27 protein-coding genes are annotated in these 25,340 nt (G+C 61.7%); 13 read left to right on the top strand and 14 right to left on the bottom strand.

Going from position 1 to position 25,340, the window contains the following annotated elements:
- Window positions 1-10 precede the first annotated feature (10 nt).
- Window positions 11-691, bottom strand: a complete 681-nt coding sequence (locus ACNAZA_RS03370) for an ABC transporter ATP-binding protein (RefSeq protein ID WP_415794998.1) — start codon at window positions 689-691, stop codon at window positions 11-13.
- Here ACNAZA_RS03370 and ACNAZA_RS03365 point away from each other — a divergent pair.
- Complete coding sequence (locus ACNAZA_RS03365; protein WP_415794997.1) at window positions 690-1,397, top strand: arylesterase; 708 nt, start codon at window positions 690-692, stop codon at window positions 1,395-1,397. The two genes, ACNAZA_RS03370 and ACNAZA_RS03365, sit on opposite strands and share 2 nt — an antisense overlap.
- Before the next feature lie 38 nt (window positions 1,398-1,435).
- Here the strand turns inward: ACNAZA_RS03365 and ACNAZA_RS03360 are convergent, their stop codons facing one another.
- The 4 genes from ACNAZA_RS03360 to ACNAZA_RS03345 all read right to left on the bottom strand — a co-directional run bounded on the left by ACNAZA_RS03360 (window position 1,436) and on the right by ACNAZA_RS03345 (window position 4,625).
- On the bottom strand, window positions 1,436-1,711 hold the full coding sequence (locus ACNAZA_RS03360; RefSeq protein WP_415794996.1) for a hypothetical protein: 276 nt from the start codon (window positions 1,709-1,711) through the stop codon (window positions 1,436-1,438).
- Window positions 1,712-1,734: 23 nt separating this feature from the next.
- Complete coding sequence (locus ACNAZA_RS03355) at window positions 1,735-2,529, bottom strand: DUF2189 domain-containing protein (protein WP_415794995.1); 795 nt, start codon at window positions 2,527-2,529, stop codon at window positions 1,735-1,737.
- 228 nt (window positions 2,530-2,757) lie between these two features.
- On the bottom strand, window positions 2,758-3,984 hold the full coding sequence (locus ACNAZA_RS03350) for a PLP-dependent transferase (protein ID WP_415794994.1): 1,227 nt from the start codon (window positions 3,982-3,984) through the stop codon (window positions 2,758-2,760).
- Between the two features lie 140 nt (window positions 3,985-4,124).
- The gene (locus ACNAZA_RS03345; RefSeq protein ID WP_415794993.1) at window positions 4,125-4,625 is read right to left on the bottom strand and encodes a BON domain-containing protein; all 501 of its coding nucleotides are present in this window, start codon (window positions 4,623-4,625) and stop codon (window positions 4,125-4,127) included.
- 155 nt (window positions 4,626-4,780) lie between these two features.
- On the opposite strand from ACNAZA_RS03345, the gene ACNAZA_RS03340 reads away from it, so the two are divergent.
- From ACNAZA_RS03340 to ACNAZA_RS03325, 4 genes are all read left to right on the top strand, one after another.
- A complete protein-coding gene (locus ACNAZA_RS03340; RefSeq protein WP_415794992.1) occupies window positions 4,781-6,490 on the top strand; it encodes a SulP family inorganic anion transporter in 1,710 nt (569 codons plus the stop codon).
- A 46-nt stretch (window positions 6,491-6,536) separates the two neighbouring features.
- Window positions 6,537-7,343 carry a GGDEF domain-containing protein gene (locus tag ACNAZA_RS03335; RefSeq protein WP_415794991.1) on the top strand — a complete coding sequence of 269 codons (807 nt, stop codon included), beginning with the start codon at window positions 6,537-6,539 and terminating at the stop codon, window positions 7,341-7,343.
- The gene (locus ACNAZA_RS03330; RefSeq protein WP_120968529.1) at window positions 7,336-8,190 is read left to right on the top strand and encodes a MinD/ParA family protein; all 855 of its coding nucleotides are present in this window, start codon (window positions 7,336-7,338) and stop codon (window positions 8,188-8,190) included. Before ACNAZA_RS03335 ends, ACNAZA_RS03330 begins: the two co-directional genes overlap by 8 nt.
- Before the next feature lie 126 nt (window positions 8,191-8,316).
- Window positions 8,317-9,084, top strand: a complete 768-nt coding sequence (locus tag ACNAZA_RS03325) for a sulfurtransferase (protein ID WP_415794990.1) — start codon at window positions 8,317-8,319, stop codon at window positions 9,082-9,084.
- 63 nt (window positions 9,085-9,147) lie between these two features.
- Here ACNAZA_RS03325 and ACNAZA_RS03320 read toward each other — a convergent pair whose 3' ends face one another.
- From ACNAZA_RS03320 to ACNAZA_RS03310, 3 genes are all read right to left on the bottom strand, one after another.
- Complete coding sequence (locus ACNAZA_RS03320) at window positions 9,148-9,699, bottom strand: flavodoxin family protein (RefSeq protein ID WP_415794989.1); 552 nt, start codon at window positions 9,697-9,699, stop codon at window positions 9,148-9,150.
- A gap of 130 nt (window positions 9,700-9,829) precedes the next feature.
- Window positions 9,830-10,237, bottom strand: a complete 408-nt coding sequence (locus ACNAZA_RS03315; protein ID WP_120971133.1) for a DoxX family protein — start codon at window positions 10,235-10,237, stop codon at window positions 9,830-9,832.
- A gap of 77 nt (window positions 10,238-10,314) precedes the next feature.
- On the bottom strand, window positions 10,315-11,016 hold the full coding sequence (locus tag ACNAZA_RS03310) for a pirin family protein (RefSeq protein ID WP_120968539.1): 702 nt from the start codon (window positions 11,014-11,016) through the stop codon (window positions 10,315-10,317).
- 123 nt (window positions 11,017-11,139) lie between these two features.
- Here ACNAZA_RS03310 and ACNAZA_RS03305 point away from each other — a divergent pair, with 123 nt between their 5' ends.
- The 4 genes from ACNAZA_RS03305 (at window position 11,140) to trmB (ending at window position 15,263) form a co-directional block, all read left to right on the top strand.
- Complete coding sequence (locus ACNAZA_RS03305; protein ID WP_415794988.1) at window positions 11,140-12,078, top strand: LysR family transcriptional regulator; 939 nt, start codon at window positions 11,140-11,142, stop codon at window positions 12,076-12,078.
- Between the two features lie 163 nt (window positions 12,079-12,241).
- Window positions 12,242-13,351, top strand: coding sequence for an NAD(P)/FAD-dependent oxidoreductase (locus ACNAZA_RS03300; protein ID WP_415794987.1), 1,110 nt, complete (start codon window positions 12,242-12,244; stop codon window positions 13,349-13,351).
- Window positions 13,352-13,407: 56 nt separating this feature from the next.
- Complete coding sequence (gene gluQRS / locus ACNAZA_RS03295) at window positions 13,408-14,484, top strand: tRNA glutamyl-Q(34) synthetase GluQRS (protein WP_415794985.1); 1,077 nt, start codon at window positions 13,408-13,410, stop codon at window positions 14,482-14,484.
- Window positions 14,485-14,540: 56 nt separating this feature from the next.
- Complete coding sequence (gene trmB, locus ACNAZA_RS03290) at window positions 14,541-15,263, top strand: tRNA (guanosine(46)-N7)-methyltransferase TrmB (protein ID WP_415795341.1); 723 nt, start codon at window positions 14,541-14,543, stop codon at window positions 15,261-15,263.
- 67 nt (window positions 15,264-15,330) lie between these two features.
- Here trmB and ACNAZA_RS03285 read toward each other — a convergent pair whose 3' ends face one another.
- From ACNAZA_RS03285 to alaS, 3 genes are all read right to left on the bottom strand, one after another.
- Window positions 15,331-16,635 carry a GGDEF domain-containing protein gene (locus tag ACNAZA_RS03285; protein ID WP_415794984.1) on the bottom strand — a complete coding sequence of 435 codons (1,305 nt, stop codon included), beginning with the start codon at window positions 16,633-16,635 and terminating at the stop codon, window positions 15,331-15,333.
- A 30-nt stretch (window positions 16,636-16,665) separates the two neighbouring features.
- Window positions 16,666-17,796, bottom strand: coding sequence for an ABC transporter substrate-binding protein (locus tag ACNAZA_RS03280; protein WP_415794983.1), 1,131 nt, complete (start codon window positions 17,794-17,796; stop codon window positions 16,666-16,668).
- Between the two features lie 146 nt (window positions 17,797-17,942).
- Window positions 17,943-20,567, bottom strand: coding sequence for an alanine--tRNA ligase (gene alaS / locus ACNAZA_RS03275; RefSeq protein WP_415794982.1), 2,625 nt, complete (start codon window positions 20,565-20,567; stop codon window positions 17,943-17,945).
- 212 nt (window positions 20,568-20,779) lie between these two features.
- On the opposite strand from alaS, the gene ACNAZA_RS03270 reads away from it, so the two are divergent.
- Window positions 20,780-21,094 carry a hypothetical protein gene (locus tag ACNAZA_RS03270; protein ID WP_415794981.1) on the top strand — a complete coding sequence of 105 codons (315 nt, stop codon included), beginning with the start codon at window positions 20,780-20,782 and terminating at the stop codon, window positions 21,092-21,094.
- A 21-nt stretch (window positions 21,095-21,115) separates the two neighbouring features.
- Here ACNAZA_RS03270 and ACNAZA_RS03265 read toward each other — a convergent pair whose 3' ends face one another.
- On the bottom strand, window positions 21,116-21,511 hold the full coding sequence (locus tag ACNAZA_RS03265; RefSeq protein WP_415794979.1) for a DUF4259 domain-containing protein: 396 nt from the start codon (window positions 21,509-21,511) through the stop codon (window positions 21,116-21,118).
- Between the two features lie 92 nt (window positions 21,512-21,603).
- Window positions 21,604-22,077, bottom strand: a complete 474-nt coding sequence (gene smpB, locus ACNAZA_RS03260) for an SsrA-binding protein SmpB (RefSeq protein WP_120968558.1) — start codon at window positions 22,075-22,077, stop codon at window positions 21,604-21,606.
- A gap of 159 nt (window positions 22,078-22,236) precedes the next feature.
- Between smpB and ACNAZA_RS03255 the strand changes: the two genes are divergently transcribed.
- Together ACNAZA_RS03255 and ACNAZA_RS03250 are read left to right on the top strand one after the other, a co-directional pair.
- The gene (locus ACNAZA_RS03255) at window positions 22,237-22,689 is read left to right on the top strand and encodes a type II toxin-antitoxin system RatA family toxin (protein WP_415794977.1); all 453 of its coding nucleotides are present in this window, start codon (window positions 22,237-22,239) and stop codon (window positions 22,687-22,689) included.
- 5 nt (window positions 22,690-22,694) lie between these two features.
- Window positions 22,695-23,039 (top strand): RnfH family protein, encoded by a 345-nt coding sequence (locus ACNAZA_RS03250; protein WP_415794975.1) that lies wholly within the window; start codon window positions 22,695-22,697, stop codon window positions 23,037-23,039.
- Between the two features lie 130 nt (window positions 23,040-23,169).
- Here the strand turns inward: ACNAZA_RS03250 and ACNAZA_RS03245 are convergent, their stop codons facing one another.
- Entirely contained in the window at window positions 23,170-23,688 is a 519-nt protein-coding gene (locus tag ACNAZA_RS03245; protein ID WP_415794974.1) for a DUF4124 domain-containing protein, read from the bottom strand.
- Between the two features lie 108 nt (window positions 23,689-23,796).
- Here ACNAZA_RS03245 and guaB point away from each other — a divergent pair, with 108 nt between their 5' ends.
- Window positions 23,797-25,272, top strand: coding sequence for an IMP dehydrogenase (gene guaB, locus ACNAZA_RS03240; RefSeq protein ID WP_120968570.1), 1,476 nt, complete (start codon window positions 23,797-23,799; stop codon window positions 25,270-25,272).
- The last annotated feature ends 68 nt before the right edge of the window (window positions 25,273-25,340 follow it).

The raw sequence follows: 25,340 nt of genomic DNA, 5'->3' as shown, positions 1-25,340 counted from the left end.
TTTTTGTTTTTCAGAGCACGGCCCCGGCCTCGATGGTGATGCGGCGCTCGCACTGGGCGGCAATCGCCCTGTCGTGGGTGACCATGATCAGCGTCGTGCCGCGCTCGCGGTTCAGGGCCAGCATCAGCTCCATGATGGTCTGGCCGGTGGCAAAGTCCAGGCTGCCCGTGGGCTCGTCGGCCAGCAGCACGGCGGGCTCCACCACAAAGGCACGCGCCAGAGCCACGCGCTGCTGCTCTCCGCCCGAGAGCAGCTTGGGGTAATGCGCCAGGCGCTGACCCAGGCCCACGCGCTCCAGCATCTGCGTGGCGCGGGCACGGGCATCGCGTGCGCCGCTGAGCTCCAGCGGCAGCATCACGTTCTCCAGCGCCGTCAGATTGCCCAGCAGCTGAAAGCTCTGGAACACAAAGCCTACCTTCTGCGCCCGCACCGCCGCCCTCTGGTCTTCGCTGAGCGCAAACAAATCCTGGCCCTGCAAACGCACCGCTCCCCGGCTAGGGGTATCGAGTCCGGCCAGAATGGCCATCAAGGTGCTCTTGCCCGAGCCCGAGGCACCCACAATGGCCACGGTCTCGCGCTCGGCAAAGCGCAGATTGATATCGCGCAAAATGTCCAGCGTCCCGGTCGAATCGGTGACCGATTTGAATACCTGCTCAACAGAGATCAAAGGAATGGCAAGAGTTTCTGACATGAAGCAATTTGAAACGTTGGAATCCACACAAGGCGGTGGCGGCACCCGACGCCGCCACTGTATCGCCCTGGTCTTGGCACTGGGCGTTTTCAGTGCCAGCGCGCATGCGGCGGCCACCCACCATAGCCCAAACCCCAAACCCGCAAGCGGCGGCCCGATTCTGGTGCTGGGCGATTCGCTGAGTGCCGAATACGGGCTCACGCGCGGCAAAGGCTGGGTAGGCTTGCTGCAGCAGCGGATCCAGGCGGAAAAACCGGCGTACAGCGTGATCAATGCCAGCATCAGCGGCGAGACCACGGCCGGTGGCAAATCGCGGCTACCGGCACTGCTGGAGCAGCACCGGCCTTCGATCGTGATGCTGGAGCTGGGCGGCAACGATGCTTTGCGCGGCCTGGCGCTGCAAAGCACGCAGAGCAATCTGCAGGCCATGGTGCAAGCATCCAAGCAGGCCAAGGCACAGGTACTGCTGGTGGGCATGCAGGTACCGCCCAATTACGGCGCCACCTATACCGAGCAGTTTGCCGCCCTGTTCGAAAATCTGGCCAAGCAGGAAAAGCTGCCGCTCGTGCCTTTTTTGCTGGCCGGTGTCGGCGATGCGGCAGATGCCGAGCAGTGGTTTCAAAGCGACCGCATTCACCCCAATGCCAAAGCCCAGCCCCAGATGCTGAGCAATGTCTGGCCCAAGCTCAAACCCTTGCTGAAATAGCGCTGGGGAAATCACCGCGACGAGACTCAACCGCCACCTCAATCACCACCGCTACCGCCGCCGTCACCTCCCCCGCCTGCATCGCCCGAATCACTGCAGCTGTCAGGTTCGGCGCTTGCCCTGTCACAGTCCTTATCGCTGTACTTGTCATTGTTGAAATAGCTGTCGCCAAATACATCGCGGCCATCGTCGCGGCTGTATGACGCAGTCATGGAAAGATGGGAGCCCTCACTCCTGCCAAGGCCGGTACCAACACCAGCACCGTTGCCCCGCCAGGGAGTGAAAAGCTGGGTGATCCAGGTCCAAAAATCCATTGCTGCCCCCTTTTTGTCAACGGTCAGCGGTCTGCCGCCTGCTCCACATACACGCTGGCCCGGTATGCATGCCAGCTGGCACAGCCTAGTACCGGCCCCACCACCAGCAGGCCCGCGCCATACAGCAGCAAGGAGGCGCCCACCAGCAGCGTGATCATGCCCGCCCACAGCAGCATCACGCCCATATTGAGTCCCACCACGCGCATGCTGGTAATGCAGGCAGTCAGCGCATCCGTGTCTCTGTCCAGAATAGTGGGCAAAGACACCACGGTGAACGCATAGACCAGGGCCGCAAACACGGCGCCAACGGCAAGGTAGATCAGCAGGAACTCCCAGTTTTCGCGGCGCAGCACGGTTTGCAAAATACTGGCGGTGGTGGGCATGCCGGTATCGAAGGAGATGGCAAACACCACCATGGCGGCGCGGCCCCAGAGCATTTCCAGCACCATCAGCACCATGACCAGCATGCCCATGCTTTGCAGATGACCGCTCCAGCAGTCCAGCGAGGCCCCCAGCTCGGGCCGTTCGCCGCGCTCCAGGCGACGGCTGACTTCATACAGGCCCATGGCCAGAAATGGGCCCACCAGCAGGCAGCCGCTGGCCATGGACATCAGGTATTCGGGGCTGGCCTTGAACACCCAGCCCAGCAGCAGCGCCATGGCCCAGAAGCACAGGCCGTAAAACAAGGCAATCCAGGGCGCGCGCAAAACATCGCGTACGCCCCAGGCCAACCATTGCCAGGGCTGGGCCCAGCGCAGGCGGCGCACCAGCAGCGGCGGCGGATCGGCCGGGGTTTCGGAAACAGGGGGCGCTTGCATGCGGGGTCTCCTGGTTGCCAGCGCGTTCGGCGAACGCTACATGCACAGAACTTACCCCCGGCTTCAAAGCCCAGACACTGCGGAAAGCCCTCGACCCGGCCCCGTGGTTTCACTATGAATTGATGAGCGGGTTGCGCTGCATGCAGCTTGATATTCGTCAGCAAGCTCTTTCAACTGCACACACTGCATGCGCAAGCCGCTATCAATTTTGCGGTGATCCAGGCAGCATCAACCGAACGCGATGTGCAAGGCCTGGGCCAGATCGGCTTGCAGATCGCCTGCATCCTCCAGGCCGATGGCAAAGCGCACCACCGTACCCAGTTCGATTTGCGGCGTGGCGCAATGACGCATGCTGGGCAGCTCATAAGGCATGACCAGACTCACCGGTCCGCCCCAGCTGTAGCCAATCCTGAAAAGGCGCAGGCTGTCGCAAAACAGATCCACCGCTTCCTGGCCAAAGCGCGCATCAATCACCACGCTGAACAGACCCGCGGCCACGCCTTGCGGGTGCTGGGCGCTGGTGCATAGCTGCTTCCACTGCGCATGACCGGGGGCGCCTTCCAGCGCCGAGTGCAAAACCTGCACCACCGCAGTTTGCCGGCCCAGCCACTGGGCCAACTGGCGGGCTGCATGGTCCTGGGCGTGGTAGCGCAGACCTATGCTGGGCAGGCTGCGCAACACGGCTTCGGCATCGTTGCCGCTTACGCCCAGACCCATGCGCATATGGGCCAGCTTGATGCGCATATGCAGCGGCTGGTTGCGGGTGACGATGCTGCCCATGAGCACATCGCCGCCGCCGCTGGGGTATTTGGTCAGCGCGTGCGCGGTCACATCCACGCCCAGGCTACCGCCATCGGCCAGCAAATCAAAGGGTTTGAAAGCCAGGCCCGCGCCCCAGGTGTTGTCCAGCACCGTGGTCACGCCACGCTCGCGGCACAGGCGCACCTGTTCGATCAGATCCGGAAACTCCATGGTCACCGAGCCCGGGGCTTCCAGCCAGACCAGCGCCGTGGCCGGCGTGATCTTGGCCGCCAGATCGGCCGCATTCATAGGGTCGTAGTACTGATGGCGAATGCCGTAGTGGGCCAGCTCGCCTTCGGCCAGCGATTTATTGGGGCCGTAAGCGTTATCAGGCAGCAGCACCTCGTCGCTGGTCTTGAGCAGCGCCAGCGATACCGTGGCAATGGCAGCCAGCCCGCTGGGCACCAGCAGACATTGCAAGCCGCCCTCCAGCGTGGCCAGTCGCTCTTCCAGCGTGTAAGTGGTGGGCGTGCCGTGCAAGCCGTAGGTATAGCTGCTCTTGTCCAGCCAGCGGCGCTCGCGCATGGCCTGCACATTCTCGAAAAATACGGTGGAAGCCTTGTGTACCGGCGGCTGCGGACCTGAAAAATCCTGCGGAGCCTGGTAGGGGTGGTGGATCAAATGGGTGGACAGCTTGGGGTCGGCTTGGGTCATGCGGGCATCTTATCGACTCTGGCAGGCGCCAAAGCCGCAGAAATGACCGCCAGGGTTAGTTAATGAGAGGGCCAGACACAAAAAAGCCAGAGGGCTTGCGCACTCTGGCTGGACGGGTGAGCGTCAATCGACTGCGGCGATCAGCCCACGGTCAGATTGTTGTTCACATTGCCCACGCCCTTGACGGCCTTGGCCAGCTCGCCGGCACGGGTCTTGAGCTCTTCGCTGGGCACGGTGCCGGTCAGCGTGACCACGCCACTCTTGGTGTCCACATCAATCTTCAGAGCGCTGATATTGGGCTCCTTGATCAGATCTGCCTTGACCTGCGCGGTGATGCCGGCATCGTCCAGAGCGGCGCCGGCCTTGGCAGCTTCCTGCTCCATCTTGGCGCCGGCACTATCGGCCACGCTGGCGATCTTGTCGCCGGCCTTTTCCATCGCGTTGGTGGTGGCATCTCCGGCCTTGGCGGCGCTGTCTTCCAGTTTGCTGCCGGCATTCTCGGCCGCTTGCTGGGTCTGGGAAATCGCAGAATCCAGCTTTTGACCCGCGGTCTTGTCCTCGGACTTGCCGCAGGCCGCCAGGCCAAAAGCCAGGGTGGAAATTGCCAGCATGTGAATGGTGCGCTTAGACATAGAAGTCATGAATACCCCCTTAATCTTTGAAGAATCAAACACAGAACCCACTGTACGCAGACCTGACAACAAGCTGAATGTGACGGACGCGCACAAGTCCGTAGGACAAACTCCTACAGAATCACATTGTTTTACCGCAGCTAGTTGACATGACAATAGCACCCATGCAATCCCTCGCACGCTGGTTCCCTTTTCTCGCCTGGCCCAAACCCACGCTGACTTTGCTACGTGGCGAACTCTGGGCGGGTATCACCGTCGGTCTGATGCTGCTCCCACAGGGGGTAGCCTATGCCGCTTTGGCAGGCATGCCTCTGATCACCGGGATTTATGCCTCCATCGTTCCGGCCGCCATCGCCATTTTGTTCAGCCCCTCACCACGGCTGGGCGTAGGCCCTACGGCTCTCAGTGCGCTGTTGATCGGAGCCTCGCTCACCGGCATGGCCGAACCCGGCTCTGCCCATTGGGTGGCTTTGGCCGCGTGGATGGCCATTCTGGCTGGATTGCTGCAATGGGCTCTGGGCATGGTGAAGGCCGGCTGGTTGCTCAATCTCGTGACCTCGCCGGTACTCACGGGCTTCACCCAGGCTGCGGCCTTGCTGATTCTGGCCTCGCAGCTACCCACCTTGCTGGGCCTGAGCAGCAGCTGGTCGGCCGTGTTCAACTCCCCGTCGATTTACCTGTTTGACTGGCAGTCCATCGCTTACGGCGTGATCAGCATGGCCGGGCTGATGCTGGCCAAGAAATGGCGCCCCGCCTTTCCTTCCACCATCGTCATCATTGCGCTGACCGGAATGGTGAGCTGGGCCACCGGCTTCGCCGATGGCGGCGGTGCGGTGGTGGGCTATCTGCCCTCAGGCCTGCCCCATTTCCAGTGGCCGGGCATGTTGAGCTGGGAGGAGTTTGGCGGTCTGGTGATGCCGGTGCTGGTGATCTCGCTGGTGAGCTTTCTGGAAACCGCTTCCAGCGCGCAGGTGGAGCATCAGCAGGCAGGCACACGCTGGAACGAAAATCAGGATTTGATCGCCCAGGGCCTGTCCAAAGTCAGTGCCGGTCTTTTTGGCAGCTTTGCCACCAGCGCCTCGTTCTCACGTTCGGCCGTCAATATGCTGGCCGGCGCCAAGACGGGCTATGCCAACGTGCTCTCCATTTTGCTGGTCATCGCCGTGGTGCTGTGGTTTATTCCCTGGCTCTACCATGTGCCTCAGGCTGCGCTGGCCGCCATTGTGATTACGGCTGTGCTGAACCTGATCAAGCCCAAAGCCATCATTCAGCTGTTCAGGGTTTCACGGGTGGAAGGCAGCATCAGCGTTGCCACCCTGGCGCTCACTATTTTGACAGCGCCGCGCATGTACTGGGGCGTGTTTGCCGGCATTGTGCTGAGCCTGGGATATTTTCTGTACCAGCGACTGCACCCGCGCATCATCGAAGTCGGCCTGCACGGCGATGGCAGCCTGCGAAGCCGCCAGCTGTGGCAGTTGCCCCCGCTGGCCCCGCACCTAATCGCCTTGCGCATGGATGCAGACCTGGACTTTGCCGCAGCCTCGGCACTTGAAAGCAGAGCCAGTGATATCTGGCAGCAAAACCCCGAGGCACAGCACCTGGCCTTGCTGGCCCAGTCCATCAACAATATCGACATTACCGGTGTAGAAACTTTTGCGCGGCTGCAGCTTCTGGTTGCCAAGCGCGGAGGCATCCTGCATGTGGTGGGGCTCAAGTTGCCGGCCGAACAACGGCTGGAGCGTGCCGGCATGCTGAATTCGTCCCCTCATCTACGCACCTATCGCACCGATGCCGAATTTCTATTACATTTTCGCGTTTCCCCGTCAAATCCAGATCCAGCCCAGATCACCATTGATAACAATTCAAACCCTTGATTGTGATACGGACTGATACACTGGCCTGCAAATTTCGTAGTTCCACGTGACTTCCTCCGCATCCCACCAATCCGTATTTTTACGTGATCTGCGCTTGGCTACGGCCCACAGTCTGGTCTCTCGCACCAGCACTGGCGGCATTCAGTTGCCCACCGACACGCCCACCCACTATCTGCAGTCGCTGATAGATGGACTGTGCGCGCTTTCGCTGCGCGACCCGCTGACGGGCCTGGCCAATCGCCGCCATTTCCGCTCCGTGGTGGAGCGCGAAATCGACCGCGTCACCCGCTCCGGCGAAACCGCCTTGATGCTGATGCTGGACATTGACCACTTCAAGCAGATCAACGACGAGCATGGCCATATTGCAGGCGACTGCGTGCTCCAGTCCGTGGCCCGGACCCTCAGCCAGGGCATTCGCCCCATGGATACGCTGGCACGTTATGGCGGCGAAGAATTCGCCATCATCTTGCCCGTGTGCGCTGCCAGCTTTGGCCAATCCGTGGCAGAACGCCTGCGTGAGGCAATAGAGAACACACCTATTCCTGTCTCACCGGTTTTATCGCTGAATGTAACAGTTAGTATCGGTGGCGTCTATGCCCTGCAGTGGATTCGAAGCACTGCCTCGCTATGGACTGAACGCGCCGATCGCCAGCTTTACCTGGCCAAGGCCAATGGCCGCAACTGTGTGCAGATTGAAGAACAACCAGACAGCACGGTGAGTGCCGAGGAAAAAGGCCTGCTTTTCGCGCCTTTGTTCGAGGCTGAACCCGCACACAATTGTGCCGATAACCAACTAGACCCTGACGTGATCACCGATGATGCAAGCCCCGCCAAAGAATGCGGAAATGTCTGACACAGTAGCCCCTCCTCCCTCTTTGCCAGCTTCCATCTCCATGTCGGATGCGCTGCGAGCACCATCGCGTGCACAGCAGGCGCACATCATTGCAGTCACCAGCGGCAAAGGCGGCGTGGGCAAGACCTTTGTCTCGGCCAATCTGGCCGCGGCCCTGACTCGCCACGGCTACAAGGTGCTGGTGCTGGATGCCGATCTGGGCCTGGCCAATCTCGACGTGGTGCTCAATCTCTATCCCAAGGTCACGCTGCACGACGTCTTCACGGGCCGGGCTTCGCTGGATAACGCCATCTTGGCTGCGCCTGGCGGCTACTCGGTGCTGCTGGCCGGTTCCGGCATGATCGAGTATTCGCGCCTCACGCCCGAGATCCGCAACCAGTTCATGCGCACCATAGAGTCCTTGGCGCCGCATTACGACATCATCTTGCTGGACACCGGCGCCGGCATCTCCGACGTGGTGCTGTTCTCCGTCTCTCTGGCCACCGAAGTGCTGGTAGTGGCCACCCCGGAGCCCACCTCGCTGACTGATGCCTACGCTGCCATCAAGGTGCTGGCCACTCAGCAACAACGTCAGCGGGTTCGCCTGGTTGTCAACCAGGCCGCACGCCCTGGCGATGGCCGCGCCATCACCAGCCAGCTGCAGCAGGTGCTCAACCGCTTTGTGACCACCGCCAGCGGCGAGCCTGTGCAGCTGGTGCACTGGGGTGATATACCGGCCGACCCCTCGGTGCGCGAGGCCGTCATGCGCCGCCAGTTGTTGCTGCAATCCATGCCCGGTGCACCCGCGTCGCTGGCAGTGGCTCAGCTGTCCAATAAAATCAAGGCTTCGCTGACTGCAAACGCCTGAGCCCCCGAATGAGTGCCGGCGCCTGCGGCCTTTGCAGCCACCTCTCCTGATACCCAGACGTTCGACCTTGATCGAACGTCCGGCAAGATGCGCGCACCGCCTTGCCACACCATCTAAGTTTCTTCCGTGGCCGATATTCTCAACATTTCCTGCTACAAATTTGTTCAGCTGCCAGACGCAGCCGAGCTGCGCGATACCCTGTCCGCGCGCGCCAATGCCCTGGCGCTCAAGGGCACGGTGCTGCTGGCCGAAGAAGGCATCAATTTCTTTCTGGCAGGTCCCGCAACCTCGGTGCATGAATTTGTGAATGCCTTGCGCGAGGATGCGCGTTTTGCCGATCTGAACCCCAAGGAAAGCTGGTCGGATACCGTGCCGTTTCGCAAGATGCTGGTCAAGGTCAAGAACGAGATCATTCGCATGAACCACCCGACGATTCGCCCGGCCCAAGGCCGCGCCCCGTCTGTCACGCCCGCCACGCTGCGCCGCTGGCTGGAGCAAGGCCATGACGATGAAGGCCGCGAGGTCGTCACGCTCGACACCCGCAACGATTACGAAGTGGATGAAGGCGCATTCAGGAACACCATAGACTGGCGGCTGACCAAATTCACCGAATTCCCCCCCGCGCTGCGCGAGCACAAGGCCGAATTCGAAGGCAAGACCGTGGTCAGCTATTGCACGGGTGGCATTCGCTGCGAAAAGGCCGCCATCCTCATGCGCGACGAGGGGCTGGAGCATGTCTATCAGCTTGAGGGCGGCATTCTCAAATATTTTGAGGAAACCGATGGCGGCTTTTATGACGGCGGCTGCTTTGTCTTCGATGGCCGCGACTCGCTGGGCACCGACCTGCAACTGACACCCCTGGTTCATCCGCGCCCGGTCAAGAAAACCGCTTGATCAAACCAGCCGCCAGCACTGCCTGGCGGCGGTGACGGCGGCGGCAACTTTTCTACCGCCAGATCAAGCCAGACGCCTGGCGGTTTTCGCCACCCGCTCGCCAAACTGGCGGGCCGTTTCCAGATCACCGGCCAGCATTTCGGCCACCGAGGCGTCCGAAGGCGTCTGCGCCATGGCGCCGCTGAAGCAACCCATCCAGTTCACGTCGTTGCGCTGCGCGGCTTTGGTGTTGGAGGGCAGCATGCCCAGACCCACCCATAAGCCGCCGTGCTGCATGGCCAGGTGGTAGAGATAGTCCAGCGTCACCTGCTTGTCGCCTTGCACGCCCGCGCTGTTGGTGAAACCGGCAAACAGCTTGTCCTTCCAGCTCTGGGCAAACCAGGCCTTGGACGATGCGTCGGCAAAGCGCTTGAACTGCCAGCTAGGGCCGCCCATATAGGTAGGCGTCCCAAACACAATGGTGCTGGCTGCCGCCAGCGTTTCCCAGCCACCGGCCGGCAGATTGCCATCGGCATCGATTGCCAGCAGTTGCGCGCCCGCGCCTTGTGCCACCGCCTGAGCCATGCGCTGTGTGTGCCCGTAGCCCGAGTGGTAGACCACAACCGTATTCACCATGAAATTTCCCTGTTTTTCTACGAAGACAAGCTTCAAAAAAAGCCCCGCCAGCCCGAAGCTGCGGGGCTTTGACCATCAAGGCCATTAGCCTATCAAATTAATAGCATGCTGCGCTTCTTGCTCAAGCATTTCAGCGCTTTCCGGCATCTGCACTCCAGCCGCCTGCGCCATGGGCTGCAAAGCCCAGCAGACCACCGACCACGGCCACGTTTTTCCAGAACAGCAGCTGCTGCACCATGGCGGCCTCGGCTGGCACACTCCAGAACGCGTGAAAGAAAAAGCTGGCCACCAGGGTGAAGAAAGCCAGAATCAAGGCCGCCCAGCGCGTGTGCCAGCCCAGCAAGATCGCCAAGCCGGCCACGATCTCTATCACCAGGCCTATGGCCACGGCCACCTGAGGCATGGGCATGCCCATCGATGCGGCATAGCCCACGGTGCCGGCAAAGCCGGTGAGCTTTTGAAAACCTGCAGGAACAAACAGCAGAGCGATCAGAACACGGCCCACCAGGGCCAGAGGATTGGAAAACTGTTTCAACATCTTGAACTCCTTGCGGCACGCGGCCACGTTAGGGACCGGCACCGAGCTGCGTGCGCCCGGTGCCGAGACAAAATCGATCAGGCTTGCAGATCAAACACCAGCACTTCGGCATGCTTGCCCTGTGCCAGGTGCAGACGGGATTCATTGTCCAAAAGTGCAGCATCACCGCCTGTCAGCCTTTGTCCATTCACAGTCAGCTCGCCGCTGACCAGATGTACATAGGTCTTGCGGCCAGCAGGTAACACCATCTCAGCGGCTTCGGCTCCATCAAACAGGCCGGCAAACAAGCGAGCGTCGGCATTCAGAGTGACCGAGCCCTCGGCACCATCGGGCGAAGCCACCAGGCGCAAACGCCCCCGTTTCTCGGCCTCTGGAAAGGCTTTCTGCTCATAGCCGGGCTCAATACCCTCACGTGCAGGCAGCACCCAGATCTGCAGAAAGTGCGTGGTCTCGCCCTGGGCATGGTTGTGCTCGCTGTGCACCACGCCAGAGCCGGCGCTCATGCGCTGCACCTCACCGGGAACAATGGTTTGCTCATTGCCCATGCTGTCCTTGTGCGAGAGTGCACCCTGCATCACATAGCTGATGATTTCCATGTCGCGGTGGCCGTGGGCACCAAAACCGGTGCCTGGGGCAATACGGTCTTCGTTGATCACGCGCAGATTGCCAAAGCCCATATGACGGGGGTCGTGGTAGCCGGCGAATGAAAAACTGTGAAACGACTTCAGCCAGCCGTGGTCCGCATAGCCACGTTCCTGAGAGAGACGAAGAGTCATCATGGTGTGAACCTTTCTGTTTGAAAACAAGCTCTTGATGGGCTCTACTGTAGAACTGCCAAGGCCCGGCGCGGCTGCACGGGATTGATGGCATCATTCAAACTCTTTGAACATTCGCCTCTTCCCATGCCCAGCTCCCGCGATGTACTCACCCCCGACAGCCTGGCCATGCTGCAAGCCATCTCCGAGACCGGCAGCTTTGCCGCAGCGGCTCGCTCGCTGGGCCTGGTACCCAGCGCCCTGACCTACCGCGTGCGCCAGATCGAGGATGCGCTCGACGTGCTGCTGTTCGACCGCCGCTCACGCCAGGCCCAGCCCACCGAGGCCGGCCAGGCGCTGTTGCGCGAAGGCGCGCGGCTGCTGCAGGAGATAGACGCCGTGGCCCATCGCGTCAAGCGCGTGGCCACGGGCTGGGAGCCGCAGCTGACCATCGTCATCGACGGAGCCATTGCCCGCACACCCATGTTCGAGCTGGTGGAGGCGTTCTACGCCCTGAACCCGCCCACGGCCCTCAAGCTCAAGGACGGCATTCTGTCCGGCACGCTGGAGACGCTGACCAGCGGCCAGGCCGATCTGGCCATAGGCATTGCCGTCAACGCCAGCAATGCGGCCGAGCTGCAAACGCGCGAGATCGGCGAGATGGACTTCATTTTTGCCGTGGCCCCGCACCACCCGCTGGCCCAGGCGCCCGAGCCGCTCACCGACGAGGCGCTGCTCAAGCACCGCCTGATCGCCGTGGCCGACTCCGGAGTGCGCAGCAACATCAGCTACGGCCTGGTTGACGGCCAGGATGTGCTGACGGTGGACAGCATGCAGGCCAAGGTCGAAGCCCAGGTGCGCGGCATTGGCTGCGGCTTTCTGCCGCGCGGCATGGTGCAAGCCTATCTGGACGCAGGCCTGCTGGTCACCCGCCAGGTCACGCGTGCGAGGCGCAATCTGCGCCTGCATTACGGCTGGTCGGGCGCAGCCCACCACACGCCTGGCCGGGCTCTGCAATGGTGGCTGCAGCAGCTGGAAAGCCCCGCCACGCGCCGCGCCCTTATGGAAAACCATCACCGCCATTGAGTGATGCTCTGTACCAAGCCGTACAGCGCCCGGTGTAGAGTGGGGCTCAGTGTGCGCTGCAGCACAGGCTGCAGTCATTCATAGCCTTGAGGGTATCTACCGCTCTTGCTATGCTTTGAGTAGCTGCTACGCTCTGACGGACTTGTGTTGAAAAGGCTTGTTCATGAACGCTTCCCGTGCTTCCTCGGCCACCAAAGCCTCTCGCTCTGCTTCATCCACCACAGCCCGGCGCATTGCCGTCATCGGCGCGGGCATCGCAGGTCTGGCCTGCGCCCGCACCCTGATGCAGGCCGGCCATGACGTTCATGTCTACGAACGCCTGCCCCAGGCCGGCGGCCGTTTGCGTTCGGTCAGCGGCCCTTACGGCACGTTTGACATTGGTGCCCAGTTCTTCACCGTGCGTGATCCCCGCTTTCAGATGGCACTGGATACGGTGCCCGGCTCCGTGCGCGCCTGGAGCGTGAACAGCGTGCAGACCCGCAACGCCCAGGGCCGCAAGACAGCCGAACCACCGTCGGGGCGCGAAACCCACTGGGTGGGCACGCCCGATATGCAGGCCCTGCCCCTGACCTGGGCCGCTCCGCTGTGGGAGGCAGGTCGTCTGCACCTGGGCCAGACCGTGACCCGCCTGGAACATCATATTGCCGGCGGCAAAGGCCATAGCAAACACCAGTGGACACTGACGCTGGACACCGAAGATCACGGCCTGCAAACCGCTAGCAATTTTGATAGCGTGGTGCTGGCCCTGCCTGCGGCACAGGCCCAACACCTGCTACAAAGTGCGCCCCAGGCAACGGCACTGGCCCAATCGCTCAGCCAGGTGGAAATGGCGCCTTGCTGGGTGCTGACGCTCTCCTACCCCATGGCGGCACAGGCAGGCCTCAGCACCTTGGGCCCCCAATGGAATGCGGCGCGCAGCACGCACGACCGCATTGCCTGGGTGGCCCGCGAATCCTCCAAACCCGGCCGCGCCCAGACCGAGCGCTGGACGGTGCACGCCAACCCGCAGTGGTCGCAGGAGCACCGCAGCGACGATGCCGCCCGCGTGCTGACCAAGCTGCAAAAAGGCTTTGGCGAAATCACCGGCATCCGCGTCGCCCCGCGCCATGCCAGTGTTTATCTGTGGCCGCAAGCTCAGACGCTGACCCCGCTGGGCAAGAGCCATGTGCACGACCCTTCCACGGGCCTGGGCCTGTGCGGCGACTGGTGTATTGGCCGCCGTGTGGAAGACGCTTTTGTCTCCGGCCTTGAAATGGCACTGGCGCTGACCTGATGGCACATCTACGCCAGGCTGCACGCCCTGCAGCCTGCGCGTAAACTGGCGCCCTCATGTCTGTGGTCAGCGCCTTTTCTTCCTCCTCCATCTCAAACGGCCTCTCCGTAGGCTCCAACTCCTACATCGGCCGCTTTGCCCCCTCGCCCACCGGGCCTCTGCATGCGGGCTCCCTGGTCGCGGCCCTGGCCAGTTGGCTGGATGCCCGTGCCCATGGCGGCCGGTGGCTGGTGCGCATCGAGGACATAGACCCACCGCGCTGCCAGCCCGGCGCAGATCTGCATATCCTGCACCAGCTCGCTGCCTGCGGCCTGCACTCTGACGGGCCCGTGCTCTGGCAGTCCCGACGCCAAGCCCTGTATCAAAACGCGCTGGAGCAGCTCATGGCCCGGCAACTGGCCTACCCCTGCGGCTGCACGCGCAAGGAAATTGAAGCGGCCTGGCAGAGCATGGGCCTGGTGCATGAACGCCATGTGGAGCGCCCCTACCCAGGCACCTGCCGCCAAGGCCTGCAGGGCAAACCGGCACGTGCCTGGCGCTTTGCGCTGGAGCGTCTGGTGCAGGAACTTCAATCAAATCCGCCTTCAGCCCAAGTGGATCAATCGCATGATGCTACCCAGTTAATAGCAAACTATCAACTGGAGCCATCACGCCCGGTGCTTCATTGGCAAGACCGACGCCTGGGAGTCCAGCAGCAGGATGTGGCGGCCAGCGTGGGCGATTTTGTGCTGCGCCGCGCCGACGGGCTCTGGGCCTACCAGCTGGCCGTAGTGGTGGACGATGGCGATCAAGCCATCACCCATGTGGTGCGCGGCCAGGACCTGACGGACAACACGCCACGCCAGATGCTGCTGCAAGCGGCACTGGGTCTGGCCCAGCCGCGCTATCTGCACACACCCCTGGTGTTGATGGCCGGCGGCGAAAAGCTCTCCAAACAGCATGGCGCGCCAGCGGTGGATGTCAGCAGCGCTCAGGCGGCGCTGGCGGCCTTGTGTGAAGCCGCCAGCCAGCTGTCCCTGCCACAACCGCCCCAAGCTGCCAAGCTGCCGGCCGAAAGCCCCGACACGGCTTTGCCTTTGGCCTTGCACTTCTGGGTGGGCTGCTGGCGTGAAATCTACAATACAGCCCTGTGACTTCCTCTAACTCCACACCGAACACCGAGCCACTCGACGCTGCAGCCACCGCTGCCATCGAGTCTGCCCCCGAATCTGCACCGGCAGGCCAAGCCCCCGAAGGCGTGGCCTACCCCAAGACCATCAAGAGCTATGTGCGCCGTGCCGGCCGTACGACCACCGGTCAGGCCAAGGCTTTTGAAGAGCTGGGCCCGCGCTTTTTGCTGCAATACCACAAGGCCCCCATCGACGCCCCTGCAGCCTACGGCCGCGGCGGTGCGCTGATTCTGGAAATCGGCTTTGGCATGGGCGAGGCCACGGCACATATCGCCCGTGTACGCCCCGACGACAACTTCCTGTGCTGCGAAGTGCACGAACCTGGCGTGGGCGCGCTGCTCAAGCGCATAGGCGAGCAGGAGATCGAGAACATCCGCATCCTGCAGCACGATGCCGTGGAAGTCATTGACAACATGCTGCCCGAAGCTTCGATTGACGGCGTGCACATCTTCTTCCCCGATCCCTGGCACAAGAAAAAGCACAACAAGCGCCGCCTGATTCAAAGCCCGCTGATCGCCAAGCTGGCCGCCCGCATCAAGCCCGGTGGCTATATCCACTGCGCAACGGACTGGGAGCCCTATGCCCAGCAGATGCTGGAAGTGCTGAATGCCGAGCCCACGCTGCAAAACACGGCCGAGGCCTATGCACCCAAGCCCGACTACCGCCCGCTGACCAAGTTTGAAAACCGCGGCCTGCGCCTGGGCCACGGAGTGTGGGATCTGGTGTTCACACGCAAGGCCTGAACCACTGGTCATTTGCTATTTTTTAGATAGCAGACACCGCGCCGCCCACTTCAACTGGGCGGCTTTTTTATGCCTGGCCCATATCCCCGCCCCCGACCTGGGGCTTCGCCAGGCACACACGGGCTCTGCCGCTGTGCTTGGCCTGGTACATGGCGGCATCGGCGCGCTCGAGCAAGGCCTCCATGCTCTCGCCGCTCTGCAACTCGGCCACACCAAAGCTGGCCGTGACGCTGATGTGAAGACCGTCCAGATTCAAGGCCGTGCCTCGAATCTCGCCAAGCAGGCGCTCGGCCAGTTGCCAGGCGTCCTGCGTTGCACATTCCGGCAGTACCAGCAAAAACTCCTCCCCACCATAGCGAGCCATCCAGTCCACATGGGAGCGCAGCTGACCCTGGCAGCGCAGTGCCACCTCGCGCAGCACGGCATCGCCGGTGACATGCCCGTATTCATCGTTGATGCGTTTGAAGTGGTCCAGATCCATGAACACCACGCTCAGCGCGCGCCCATAGCGCTTGCTGCGCTCGATCTCGGTGGCCAGGCGCTCGTCCAGAGCCCGCCGGTTGTAGCAACCCGTCAGCACGTCGGTCAACGACAGGCGCTTGACCTCTTCCACCATCAGCTGCAACTGAGCAGTGCGCTCGGCTACCAGACTGTCCAGATCGGCAATATGGCTTTGCAGCGCTTTTTGCAGCTGGGCAAAACCGCTGGCCACCAGATCGATTTCGTCAAAGCTGTTGCGCTGGGGGCGCTGCAGCACCAGAGGCCGCGACAGCTCGTTGGGCCGCAGCGACCGGGCAAAGTGAGAAATCTGGCGCAAGGGGTCGCGCAACTGCCGGCGCATCACAATGGCCACCACCGCACAGACCAGTATCGTAAACAACACATAACCCAGCACCACTCCAAAAATGGAATTGCGCATCAGCTGGGCATAGTGGCTGCGGCTCTCCCAGATTTCCAGCGTGCCCAGCACGCCCAAGGGCAGCCCCACCTGGACCCCATCCTCGGTCTGCCCGGGCACCGGAATATCGAGCTTGATACGCGGTTCGCGTTCGTTCGCATCGGCGGCATCCATATCGCCCGCTTCAAACACCTCCCCCGTGGTCGCCGAACGCACACGCACATAGCCCACCTGCGGCAGACTGGCCAGCCAGGCCACTCGCTGGCGCACGATCTGCGGCTCTATATCCCACAGAGCACTGGACAGCTGCAGCTGGCTGCTGCGGGCATGCTGGCGCATATCCAGCCTGAAGCTTTGCTGGCCCGCGCGGTACTCCCACCAGGCCAGAGCGCCCACGAAAACACTCATGCAAATCAAGGCCAGCCACACGATGCGCGAGATCAGCAAGGTAGCAATCGATCGAAAACGTGTCATGGCCTGTCCGTATCCTGTGGCGTGCCACGCCTAGCGCAGCAGCGCCTCTATCTCAAAGCGGTAGTGCTTGACGCCGGTATTCAAGACCTTGCTGAACTTGCCAAAATCCAGAGGCTTACCGGACGCACCGAAGCGTTGCTCAAAGCGTTCGATCAGGGGCGGGTCGAACAGCACAAACATCCGCCGCTCCAACTCCAGCCCCTCGGAGCGAAAGTCCTTGCCATGGGCGTAGTCGTACAACATCACCAAAGCCCAGGCTCCGGCCATGAAATGCCCGCCCGCCAGCACGCTGAGTTCACCGCTGCGCAAGGCAGCGAAAGCTGCCGGCGAGGTGTTGACAGTGCTGAAAAAACCATCTCTTCCCGGTATGCCGCCACGCGCCCGCCAGGCCTGCATGGCACCCAACGCCATTTCGTCATTGCCAGTCCAGACCAGGCGCGCTTCGGGATAGCGCTGCGCCAGCACGCGCATCTGCTCGGCAGCCTTGTCCCTGCGCCATTCGCCGTTGACCTCCTGCACCAGGATGACATCACCATCCTCGGCCACCGCCTTGCGCATGCCGGCGTTCCTGGCCATCGAGCTCAGCGTGGATCGATCTCCGCCAATGGCCAACAGTTGCAGCCTGCCGTCCTGCGCCTGGGCTGAACGCGAGGCCCGGGCCGTTTCAATCAAGGCCTTGGCCGTCATATAGCCGGCATCCACAGCCCGGGGCTCCAGACTGCCCAGCCAGTGCTTGAATTTTTCGCGAGGCTGGCCCACCTGGGCACGCTGGATTTGCTGAATTCCGCTGAAGGCCACAAAGCTGTCAATGCCTGCAACCTCCAACGCTTTCAGAATCTCGGGAGCGACGCTGTTTTCGTTCACAAACACCACAAAGCGCGGCCGCTCGGCCCTGGCGGCCACATCGCGCGCAATCGCAATCGCCTGCAAAGGGTTGCGCTCTGCATAGCGCACCTCCAGCGTCATGTGCAGGCTGCGCGCCGCACCTTCCATGGCTTCGGCAGCGTTGCGCCAAAAGGTTTCATCGCTACGCCCCGGATTGATGAAGACCACGCTTTGCGCCGCCGCCTGAAACGAGAGCAGCAACAAAAAAGCAAATACGCCGGCACTGCGGCACATAAGCCGCGCCAGACGAACAAGCAGCGCCAGCCAAAGCGCCATGGGATATGCCGACGAATTGAAGTTATCTGCTCCGGAGAACGATCCCGCAGGCTGCGAGCCGCTAAAAACCACCCATCCTAACAAAACACCCCGGACTTGCCGGGGTGTTTGACTGAATTGACGCCGTCAGACGTCGAAGTGACGCTTTACAGGCGTTCGCTCACCCAGGCCTGCACCGAAGCCAGGGCCGCAGGCACGGACGCCGCATCCGTGCCGCCGGCCATGGCCATATCGGGCTTGCCGCCGCCCTTGCCGCCCACTTGCTGGGCCACAAAGTTCACCAGCTCGCCGGCCTTGACCTTGGCCGTCTCGGCCTTGGTCACGCCAGCAGCCAGCTGCACCTTGTCGCCGTCCACTGCCGCCAGCACGATGACAGCTGCACCCAGCTTGTCCTTGAGCTTGTCCATGGTCTCGCGCAGGGTCTTGGCATCGGCGCCATCGAGCTTGGCAGCCAGCACCTTCACGCCGTTGATCTCGGCAGCCTGCGTGGCCAACTCATCGCCCTGGCTGGAAGCCAGCTTGCCCTTGAGCGCAGCGATTTCCTTTTCCAGCGCCTTGATCTGATCGAGCGCACCGCCGATGCGGTTGGTCAGCTCGGCAGCCGGTGCCTTGAAGGCGGCAGCGGCCTGATCCACGGTGGATTCCAGCGACTGCAGATAGGCCAGGGCATTGATGCCGGTCACGCCTTCGATACGGCGCACGCCTGCAGCCACGCCGGATTCACCCACCACCTTGAACAGGCCGATATCGCCGGTGCGCTGCACATGGGTGCCGCCGCACAGTTCGCGGCTGGAGCCTATGTCGAGCACGCGCACGGTTTCGCCGTACTTTTCGCCGAACAGCATCATGGCGCCGGTCTTCTGGGCGCTTTCGATGTCCATCACGCGGGCTGCCGTGCTGGTGTTGGCCAGAATTTCGGCGTTCACGCGCTGCTCGATGTCGCGGATCTGCTCGGCCGTCACGGGAGCATTGTGCGCAAAGTCAAAACGTGTGCGCTCGGCATTGACCAGCGAGCCTTTTTGCTGCACATGGCCGCCCAGCACTTCGCGCAAGGCCTTGTGCATGATGTGGGTGACCGAGTGGTTGCGCATCACGGCGGCACGCACTTCGGTGTTCACCAGGGCTTGCACCGCATCGCCCACTTTGAGCGAGCCCGATTCCAGCACGCCGTGGTGACCGAACACATCGGCCTTGATCTTGAGCGTGTCTTCCACGGCAAAGCGCACTGCGCCGGCCGAGATCACGCCCTGATCGCCGACCTGACCGCCGGACTCTGCATAAAAAGGAGTGGCATCCAGCACCACGACGCCGCTTTGACCCGCTTTCAGCTCTGGAACCGAAACACCGTCTGCGTAAAGCGCTACGATTTTTGCATCTTCCGCCAGCTTGTCGTAGCCGACGAAAGTGTTGGCATCACCCGTGTATTCCAGGGCGCGGTCCATCTTGAACTTGCCGGCGGCGCGGGCCGTGCTCTTTTGGTGTTCCATGGCCGCCTTGAAACCGGCTTCGTCCACGGTCACGCCACGCTCACGGGCCACGTCGTTGGACAGGTCCAGCGGGAAGCCATAGGTGTCGTGCAGCTTGAAGGCCACTTCGCCAGGCAGCACCTTGACGTCGCCAGCCAGCGCGCTGTCCAGAATTTCCATGCCGTTGGCCAGGGTCTCGAAGAAGCGCTCTTCTTCGGCCTTGAGCACGCTGGTGATATGCGCTTCCTGCTCCTTGAGCTTGGGGTAGGCATCGCCCATTTGCACCACCAGATCGGCCACCAGCTTGTGGAAGAACGGCGTCTTCTGGCCCAGCTTGTAACCGTGGCGGATGGCGCGGCGGATGATGCGGCGCTGCACATAGCCGCGACCTTCGTTGGAAGGAATCACGCCGTCCGACACCAGGAAGGAAGTGGCGCGAATGTGGTCGGCAATCACCTTGAGCGAAGGCGTGTTCACATCGTCGATATGCGTTTCGCGGGCAGCCGCCTTGATCAGCGCCTGGAACAGGTCGATCTCGTAGTTGCTGTGCACATGCTGCAAGATGGCAGCCAGGCGCTCCAGACCCATGCCGGTATCCACGCAGGGTGCGGGCAGGTTCACCACGGAGCCGTCTTCCTTCATGTCGAACTGCATGAACACGTGGTTCCAGATCTCGATGAAGCGGTCGCCATCTTCGTCAGGGCTACCGGGAGGGCCGCCAGGAATGTGAGCACCGTGGTCGTAGAAGATTTCCGAGCAGGGGCCGCAAGGGCCGGTGTCGGCCATCATCCAGAAGTTGTCGCTCTTGTACTTGCCGCCCTTGTTGTCGCCGATGCGAATGATGCGTTCGGCCGGCAAACCGATGACGTTCTTCCAGATGTCATAGGCTTCGTCATCTTCGTGATAGACGGTGGCCAGCAGCTTTTCAGCAGGCAGGCCGAAGACCTTGGTCAGCAGCTCCCAGCCCCATTCGATGGACTCCTTCTTGAAGTAGTCGCCGAAGGACCAGTTGCCCAGCATCTCGAAGAAGGTGTGATGGCGGGCGGTGTAGCCCACGTTTTCCAGATCGTTGTGCTTGCCGCCAGCACGCAGGCAGGCCTGCACCGAGGTGGCACGGTTGTAGGAACGCTTGTCCGTGCCCAGAAACACATCCTTGAACTGCACCATGCCGGAGTTGGTGAACATCAGCGTGGGATCGTTGCCCGGAACCAAGGAGCTGGAGGCCACAACCGTGTGGCCCTTGGAAGCGTAGAACTCCAGGAAGGTCTTGCGGATGTCCGCAACAGAAAAAGTGGGTGTACTCATGGTGTTTGGAATGAAGGTGCACAACGCAGCACCCACGGTAGGTACGGCTTGGCTTTGACCCTGCGCCAGGACAGGGCGCTGCACGCAAGGCAAATCAGCCAAACATTATAGGTTTGCCCATACAGCCCCGCGCGGCGCTGCACTGTGTGCAGCATGCGCCCTACTCTGACCTGGATTAATGCAGTCCCTGCCAGCATGCGGATAATCGGCCCATGCCTCAGAACACAGACCGCTCACCAACCACATCGAGCACCACTTCTTCCCTTGCGCAGCCGCCACGCAAAAGCCGCCTGGTGCCCTGGCTGATCGGCCTGCCGGTGGTCATTTTTGCGGCACTCATGCTGATTGGCACGCTGATGGACGATCCGCAGAGCAAACAGCGCTGGGTTGACAGCGAAGCCATCAAGATCTGCTGGAAGCAGATAGGCAAACCCGAGACCGAGCGCAAAACCCAGGAGTTTCACTCCAAGGAAGATTGCGAACGGCTGGAATTCGACTTCAAGAGCAAATACGGCGAAAACCCCTGAAGCGCTTGTCTGAGCGAGGCGCTACTCCTCGTTTTCGAACTCGCTCTCCTGTTCCTGGTCGCTGCGCGCCAGGTCGATCATGCGATCAAAGGTTTCCACCAGCGTGGCACGCCGGTCACGCTGGTAGAGCGCATCGGGCTGCAGCGCGTCAATGCTGTCATCCCATGCCTTCAGGTACACGCTTTTCCAATCCAGCAGCGTCTGAGCCGATGGCCAGATGGGTGCCATACCGCTCTCGGCCATGGTGCACAGCAGCTCGATCTTGCAGGGCACCAGATCGGCGTCCAGCGCGTCGGCCTGCAGCGATTGGGGCGCATCCATGGCCTCGCTAATTTCATCGAGCAGCTGCGTGGTGATGTCGATCAGCCAGTCAAGCGCCGCGTCATTGTCGAAATTGCCGTGCGACCAGGTACCCATGGTGACTCTCCTTGGACTGAAGCGTTGTGCTGCAGCCCAGCTTAGTGCTGGCGTATGTCAAAACCATGTCAGCCCCCAGCCGCAGTAGCCGGTCAGCGGTTGCGGCCTTTCATGACGCGCTCTACCTCGCGCTTGCCTTCGCGATCCTTGATCACGTCGCGCTTGTCATGCTCGGCCTTGCCCTTGGCCAGGGCGATGTCGCACTTCACGTAGCCATTCTTCCAGTGCAGATTGATGGGCACCAGGGTGTAGCCTTTTTGTTCGACCTTGCCCACCAGACGCTTGATCTCGTCCTTTTTCATCAGCAGCTTCTTGATGCGTGCCGCATCGGGGCTGACGTGGGTGGACGCCGTCTTCAAAGGATTGATCTGGCAGCCCATCAGGTACAGCTCGCCATCCTTGATGAGCACATAGCCGTCTGTCAGCTGCACCTTGCCGCTGCGCAAGGCCTTGACCTCCCAGCCGTGCAGCACCACGCCTGCCTCGTAGCGTTCCTCGAAGAAATAGTTGAATGCAGCTTTTTTATTGTCGGCAATGCGCGACGATGTTTCTTGTGTCTTGGCCATGGAGTATTCGGTTGGGCGCGAGCCCGGGGTCAAAGCTCTCCCTACAATACAGGGTTACCGTCTCGCCTCAGTGCGAGATTTTAGTTTCGCATGACGGCCTTGGGTGCAAAGCGCTTGCTTAAGCCCTTGCATCCACCCCATGCCGACAACTCTTTGCCCATGAAAAACGTCAACAAGTCCGTCCTCATCTGGTATAGCCCCGCAGAAATGTTTGCTCTCGTGACGGACGTGGCTCGCTATAGCGAGTTCCTGCCCTGGTGCGATCAGACCAAGGTGTTGGAGCAGGACGCAAGCGGCATGACAGCCGAAGTCGGCATGACGTTCGGCGGTCTGAAAAAATCTTTCGTGACCCGCAACACCCATAGCGAAATGGAAAACGGCGGCAAGCAGGTCAGCATCCGCCTGATCAAGGGCCCGTTCTCGCGCCTGGAAGGGCACTGGCGCTTTCACCCCGTAGGCGATGGCAAGCAGCGCGCCTGCCGTATTGAGCTGCAACTGGACTACGGCTTTGAAAGCGCAGCGCTGGCCGCCGTGATCGGCCCGGTGTTCGACCGCATTGCCAGCTCCATGGTCGATGCCTTCATCAAGCGTGCCGAACAGGTGTACGGCTGAACGCCATGACTGCGCTTCACATCACCCTCAGCTATTCGGCTGCCGCCGGCCAGGTGCACGAGCAGGAAATGGAGCTTGCTCCCGGCGCAACTGTCGCCGATGCGCTGCAAACGGCCGGGGGTCTCTCGGCCCTGGGTTTTACAGACGAAAAAGGTCTGCCGCCCTTTATAGGCATCTGGGGAAAGCTCACAAAACCAGAGCATTTCCTGAAGGATGGCGACCGTGTGGAGCTGTACCGCCCGCTGACGGTAGACCCCAAGATCGCCCGACGCGAACGCTTTGCCCGCCAGGGCGCACGCGGTGCCGGCCTGTTCAAGCGCCAGCGGCCCGGCGCCAAAGCCGGCTACTGAGCTCGGTCACGGGAGCACGCCCCGCCAGAAAACAAAAAAGCGCCATTTCTATGGCGCTTTGGTTTTCCTGCATCACGCTTTGGTGATTCGAAGCAGGCTTTGAAGAGCGGCTCGCGCCGCTATCAACGCCTCACTGCGTTGGCTGCAACGGCCCGCATTCGGCCGCGATGACCGCGTCCGCGCGCTTGAGCTCGGCCTCGCGCGCACTGTCATCCATAAAGCTGCGTTCGCCCTTGGCATTGACGTGAGACAGCAATTGCCCCGAAGTCAACGTCGTCTTGACCTGCTTGGCACGGCTGCAGTTCTCCTGGCGAGCTTTGTCGCGCTTGACCTGCTCCACACGGGCTTTTTCAGCCTCTTGCTGCTCCTGCTTGCGCTTTTGCTCCTCCAGGCCTTTGTCCACTCCAGACTCGGCCGATTTTTCGGCTACCTTGGGCGCCGCCGGTCCTTCGCTGGACGCGGCCTCTGCGGCCCGCGGCGTCACCGAGCCACCCGGCTGGCGCAGAATGTTTTTCGCGGGAATATCTACCGGAGGTGCTCGGTCGCTGAACACTTTTTGCCCACGGGCATCAATCCACTGCCATTGGGCCATGGCGGGGATCGCGCTGGCTGCAATGGCGGCAATCAAGAAAAGCTTGGTAATTTGCATGGGTGCGAAAGCGGTACGCGAAAAATGGGTTTGACCGTGGGGGATCTCTGGCCTACGCCCACATTGTGAGCCAAGTCGCAGCTACAATCTTTCTTTTGGAGCCTTCACATGCGCCTTCTCGGAAAAGCACTGACCTTTGACGACGTCCTGCTCGTTCCCGCCTACTCCGAAGTCCTGCCCAAGGACGTTTCCCTCGCCACCCAATTCACTCGCAATATTCGCTTGAATCTGCCGCTGGTGTCCGCTGCCATGGACACTGTGACAGAGGCTCGCCTGGCCATCGCCATTGCGCAAGAAGGCGGTATCGGCGTGATCCACAAGAACATGACAGCCGAACAACAAGCCGCTGAAGTGTCCAAGGTCAAGCGCCACGAATCCGGTGTGGTGCACGACCCCGTGGTCATCACCCCCGAGCACACGGTACTGCAAGTATTGCAGCTGTCCGAAGAGCGCGGTATCTCGGGCTTTCCCGTGTGCGATGGCGGCAAGGTCATCGGTATCGTGACCAGCCGCGATGTGCGCTTCGAGACTCGCTACGACGTCAAGGTCCGCCAGATCATGACGCCGCGCGAGAAGCTGATCACCGTCAATGAAAAAGACGGCACCACACCCGCTGAAGCCAAGGCCCTGCTGAACAAGCACAAACTGGAACGCATTCTGGTGGTGAACGACGCCTTTGAACTCAAGGGCCTGATCACCGTCAAGGACATCAACAAGCAAACCACCTTCCCCAATGCTGCGCGCGATGCGGCCGGCCGCCTGCGCGTGGCTGCTGCCGTCGGCGTGGGTGCTGGCACAGAAGAGCGCGTGGACCTGCTGGTCAAGGCCGGCGTGGATGCACTGGTAGTTGACACGGCCCACGGCCACAGCAAGGGCGTGATCGACCGCGTGCGCTGGGTCAAGCAAAACTATCCTCAAGTGGACGTGATCGGCGGCAACATTGCCACCGGCGCAGCCGCTCTGGCCCTGGTTGAAGCCGGCGCCGATGCGGTCAAGGTCGGTATCGGCCCTGGCTCCATCTGTACCACCCGCATCGTGGCCGGCGTGGGCGTGCCCCAGATCATGGCCATCGATAACGTGGCCCAGGCCTTGAAGGGCACAGGCGTGCCTTTGATCGGCGACGGCGGCATCCGTTTCTCCGGCGATATCTCCAAGGCTCTGGCCGCTGGTGCTTCCACCATCATGATGGGCGGCATGTTTGCCGGCACCGAAGAAGCGCCTGGCGAAGTGATTCTGTACCAAGGCCGCTCCTACAAGAGCTACCGCGGCATGGGCTCCATCGGTGCCATGCAGCAAGGCTCGGCCGACCGCTACTTCCAGGAATCCTCCACCGGTAATCCCAATGCCGACAAGCTGGTTCCCGAAGGCATTGAAGGCCGCGTGCCTTACAAGGGCTCCATGGTTTCCATCGTCTACCAAATGGCCGGCGGCGTGCGCGCCTCCATGGGCTACTGCGGTTGCGCCACGATTGCCGAGATGGGCGAAAAAGCCGAGTTCGTGGAAATCACGGCCGCCGGCATCCGCGAATCTCACGTGCATGACGTGCAGATCACCAAGGAAGCGCCTAACTACCGCGCCGACTGATTGATCGCTTGACAAGCCATAGCAGGGTCGGCATTGCCTACCCTGCTATTCTTTTTTCAGGAGTCCTC

It is taken from the genome of Comamonas aquatilis, assembly GCF_965139575.1.
In the GTDB taxonomy this organism is placed as follows: Bacteria; Pseudomonadota; Gammaproteobacteria; order Burkholderiales; family Burkholderiaceae_C; genus Comamonas; species Comamonas aquatilis.
This window is presented reverse-complemented; position numbering and strand designations above follow the sequence as displayed.

Excerpts from the sequence above, each read along its gene's own strand:
- ACNAZA_RS03365 (WP_415794997.1), top strand. The coding sequence starts at position 690 with ATGAAGCAATTTGAAACGTTGGAATCCACACAAGGCGGTGGCGGCACC.
- ACNAZA_RS03370 (WP_415794998.1), bottom strand. The coding sequence starts at position 691 with ATGTCAGAAACTCTTGCCATTCCTTTGATCTCTGTTGAGCAGGTATTC.
- ACNAZA_RS03360 (WP_415794996.1), bottom strand. The coding sequence starts at position 1,711 with ATGGATTTTTGGACCTGGATCACCCAGCTTTTCACTCCCTGGCGGGGC.
- ACNAZA_RS03355 (WP_415794995.1), bottom strand. The coding sequence starts at position 2,529 with ATGCAAGCGCCCCCTGTTTCCGAAACCCCGGCCGATCCGCCGCCGCTG.
- ACNAZA_RS03350 (WP_415794994.1), bottom strand. The coding sequence starts at position 3,984 with ATGACCCAAGCCGACCCCAAGCTGTCCACCCATTTGATCCACCACCCC.
- ACNAZA_RS03345 (WP_415794993.1), bottom strand. The coding sequence starts at position 4,625 with ATGACTTCTATGTCTAAGCGCACCATTCACATGCTGGCAATTTCCACC.
- ACNAZA_RS03340 (WP_415794992.1), top strand. The coding sequence starts at position 4,781 with ATGCAATCCCTCGCACGCTGGTTCCCTTTTCTCGCCTGGCCCAAACCC.
- ACNAZA_RS03330 (WP_120968529.1), top strand. The coding sequence starts at position 7,336 with ATGTCTGACACAGTAGCCCCTCCTCCCTCTTTGCCAGCTTCCATCTCC.
- ACNAZA_RS03320 (WP_415794989.1), bottom strand. The coding sequence starts at position 9,699 with ATGGTGAATACGGTTGTGGTCTACCACTCGGGCTACGGGCACACACAG.
- ACNAZA_RS03315 (WP_120971133.1), bottom strand. The coding sequence starts at position 10,237 with ATGTTGAAACAGTTTTCCAATCCTCTGGCCCTGGTGGGCCGTGTTCTG.
- ACNAZA_RS03310 (WP_120968539.1), bottom strand. The coding sequence starts at position 11,016 with ATGATGACTCTTCGTCTCTCTCAGGAACGTGGCTATGCGGACCACGGC.
- ACNAZA_RS03305 (WP_415794988.1), top strand. The coding sequence starts at position 11,140 with ATGCCCAGCTCCCGCGATGTACTCACCCCCGACAGCCTGGCCATGCTG.
- ACNAZA_RS03300 (WP_415794987.1), top strand. The coding sequence starts at position 12,242 with ATGAACGCTTCCCGTGCTTCCTCGGCCACCAAAGCCTCTCGCTCTGCT.
- gluQRS (WP_415794985.1), top strand. The coding sequence starts at position 13,408 with ATGTCTGTGGTCAGCGCCTTTTCTTCCTCCTCCATCTCAAACGGCCTC.
- ACNAZA_RS03285 (WP_415794984.1), bottom strand. The coding sequence starts at position 16,635 with ATGACACGTTTTCGATCGATTGCTACCTTGCTGATCTCGCGCATCGTG.
- ACNAZA_RS03280 (WP_415794983.1), bottom strand. The coding sequence starts at position 17,796 with ATGGCGCTTTGGCTGGCGCTGCTTGTTCGTCTGGCGCGGCTTATGTGC.
- alaS (WP_415794982.1), bottom strand. The coding sequence starts at position 20,567 with ATGAGTACACCCACTTTTTCTGTTGCGGACATCCGCAAGACCTTCCTG.
- ACNAZA_RS03270 (WP_415794981.1), top strand. The coding sequence starts at position 20,780 with ATGCCTCAGAACACAGACCGCTCACCAACCACATCGAGCACCACTTCT.
- ACNAZA_RS03265 (WP_415794979.1), bottom strand. The coding sequence starts at position 21,511 with ATGGGTACCTGGTCGCACGGCAATTTCGACAATGACGCGGCGCTTGAC.
- smpB (WP_120968558.1), bottom strand. The coding sequence starts at position 22,077 with ATGGCCAAGACACAAGAAACATCGTCGCGCATTGCCGACAATAAAAAA.
- ACNAZA_RS03255 (WP_415794977.1), top strand. The coding sequence starts at position 22,237 with ATGAAAAACGTCAACAAGTCCGTCCTCATCTGGTATAGCCCCGCAGAA.
- ACNAZA_RS03250 (WP_415794975.1), top strand. The coding sequence starts at position 22,695 with ATGACTGCGCTTCACATCACCCTCAGCTATTCGGCTGCCGCCGGCCAG.
- ACNAZA_RS03245 (WP_415794974.1), bottom strand. The coding sequence starts at position 23,688 with ATGCAAATTACCAAGCTTTTCTTGATTGCCGCCATTGCAGCCAGCGCG.
- guaB (WP_120968570.1), top strand. The coding sequence starts at position 23,797 with ATGCGCCTTCTCGGAAAAGCACTGACCTTTGACGACGTCCTGCTCGTT.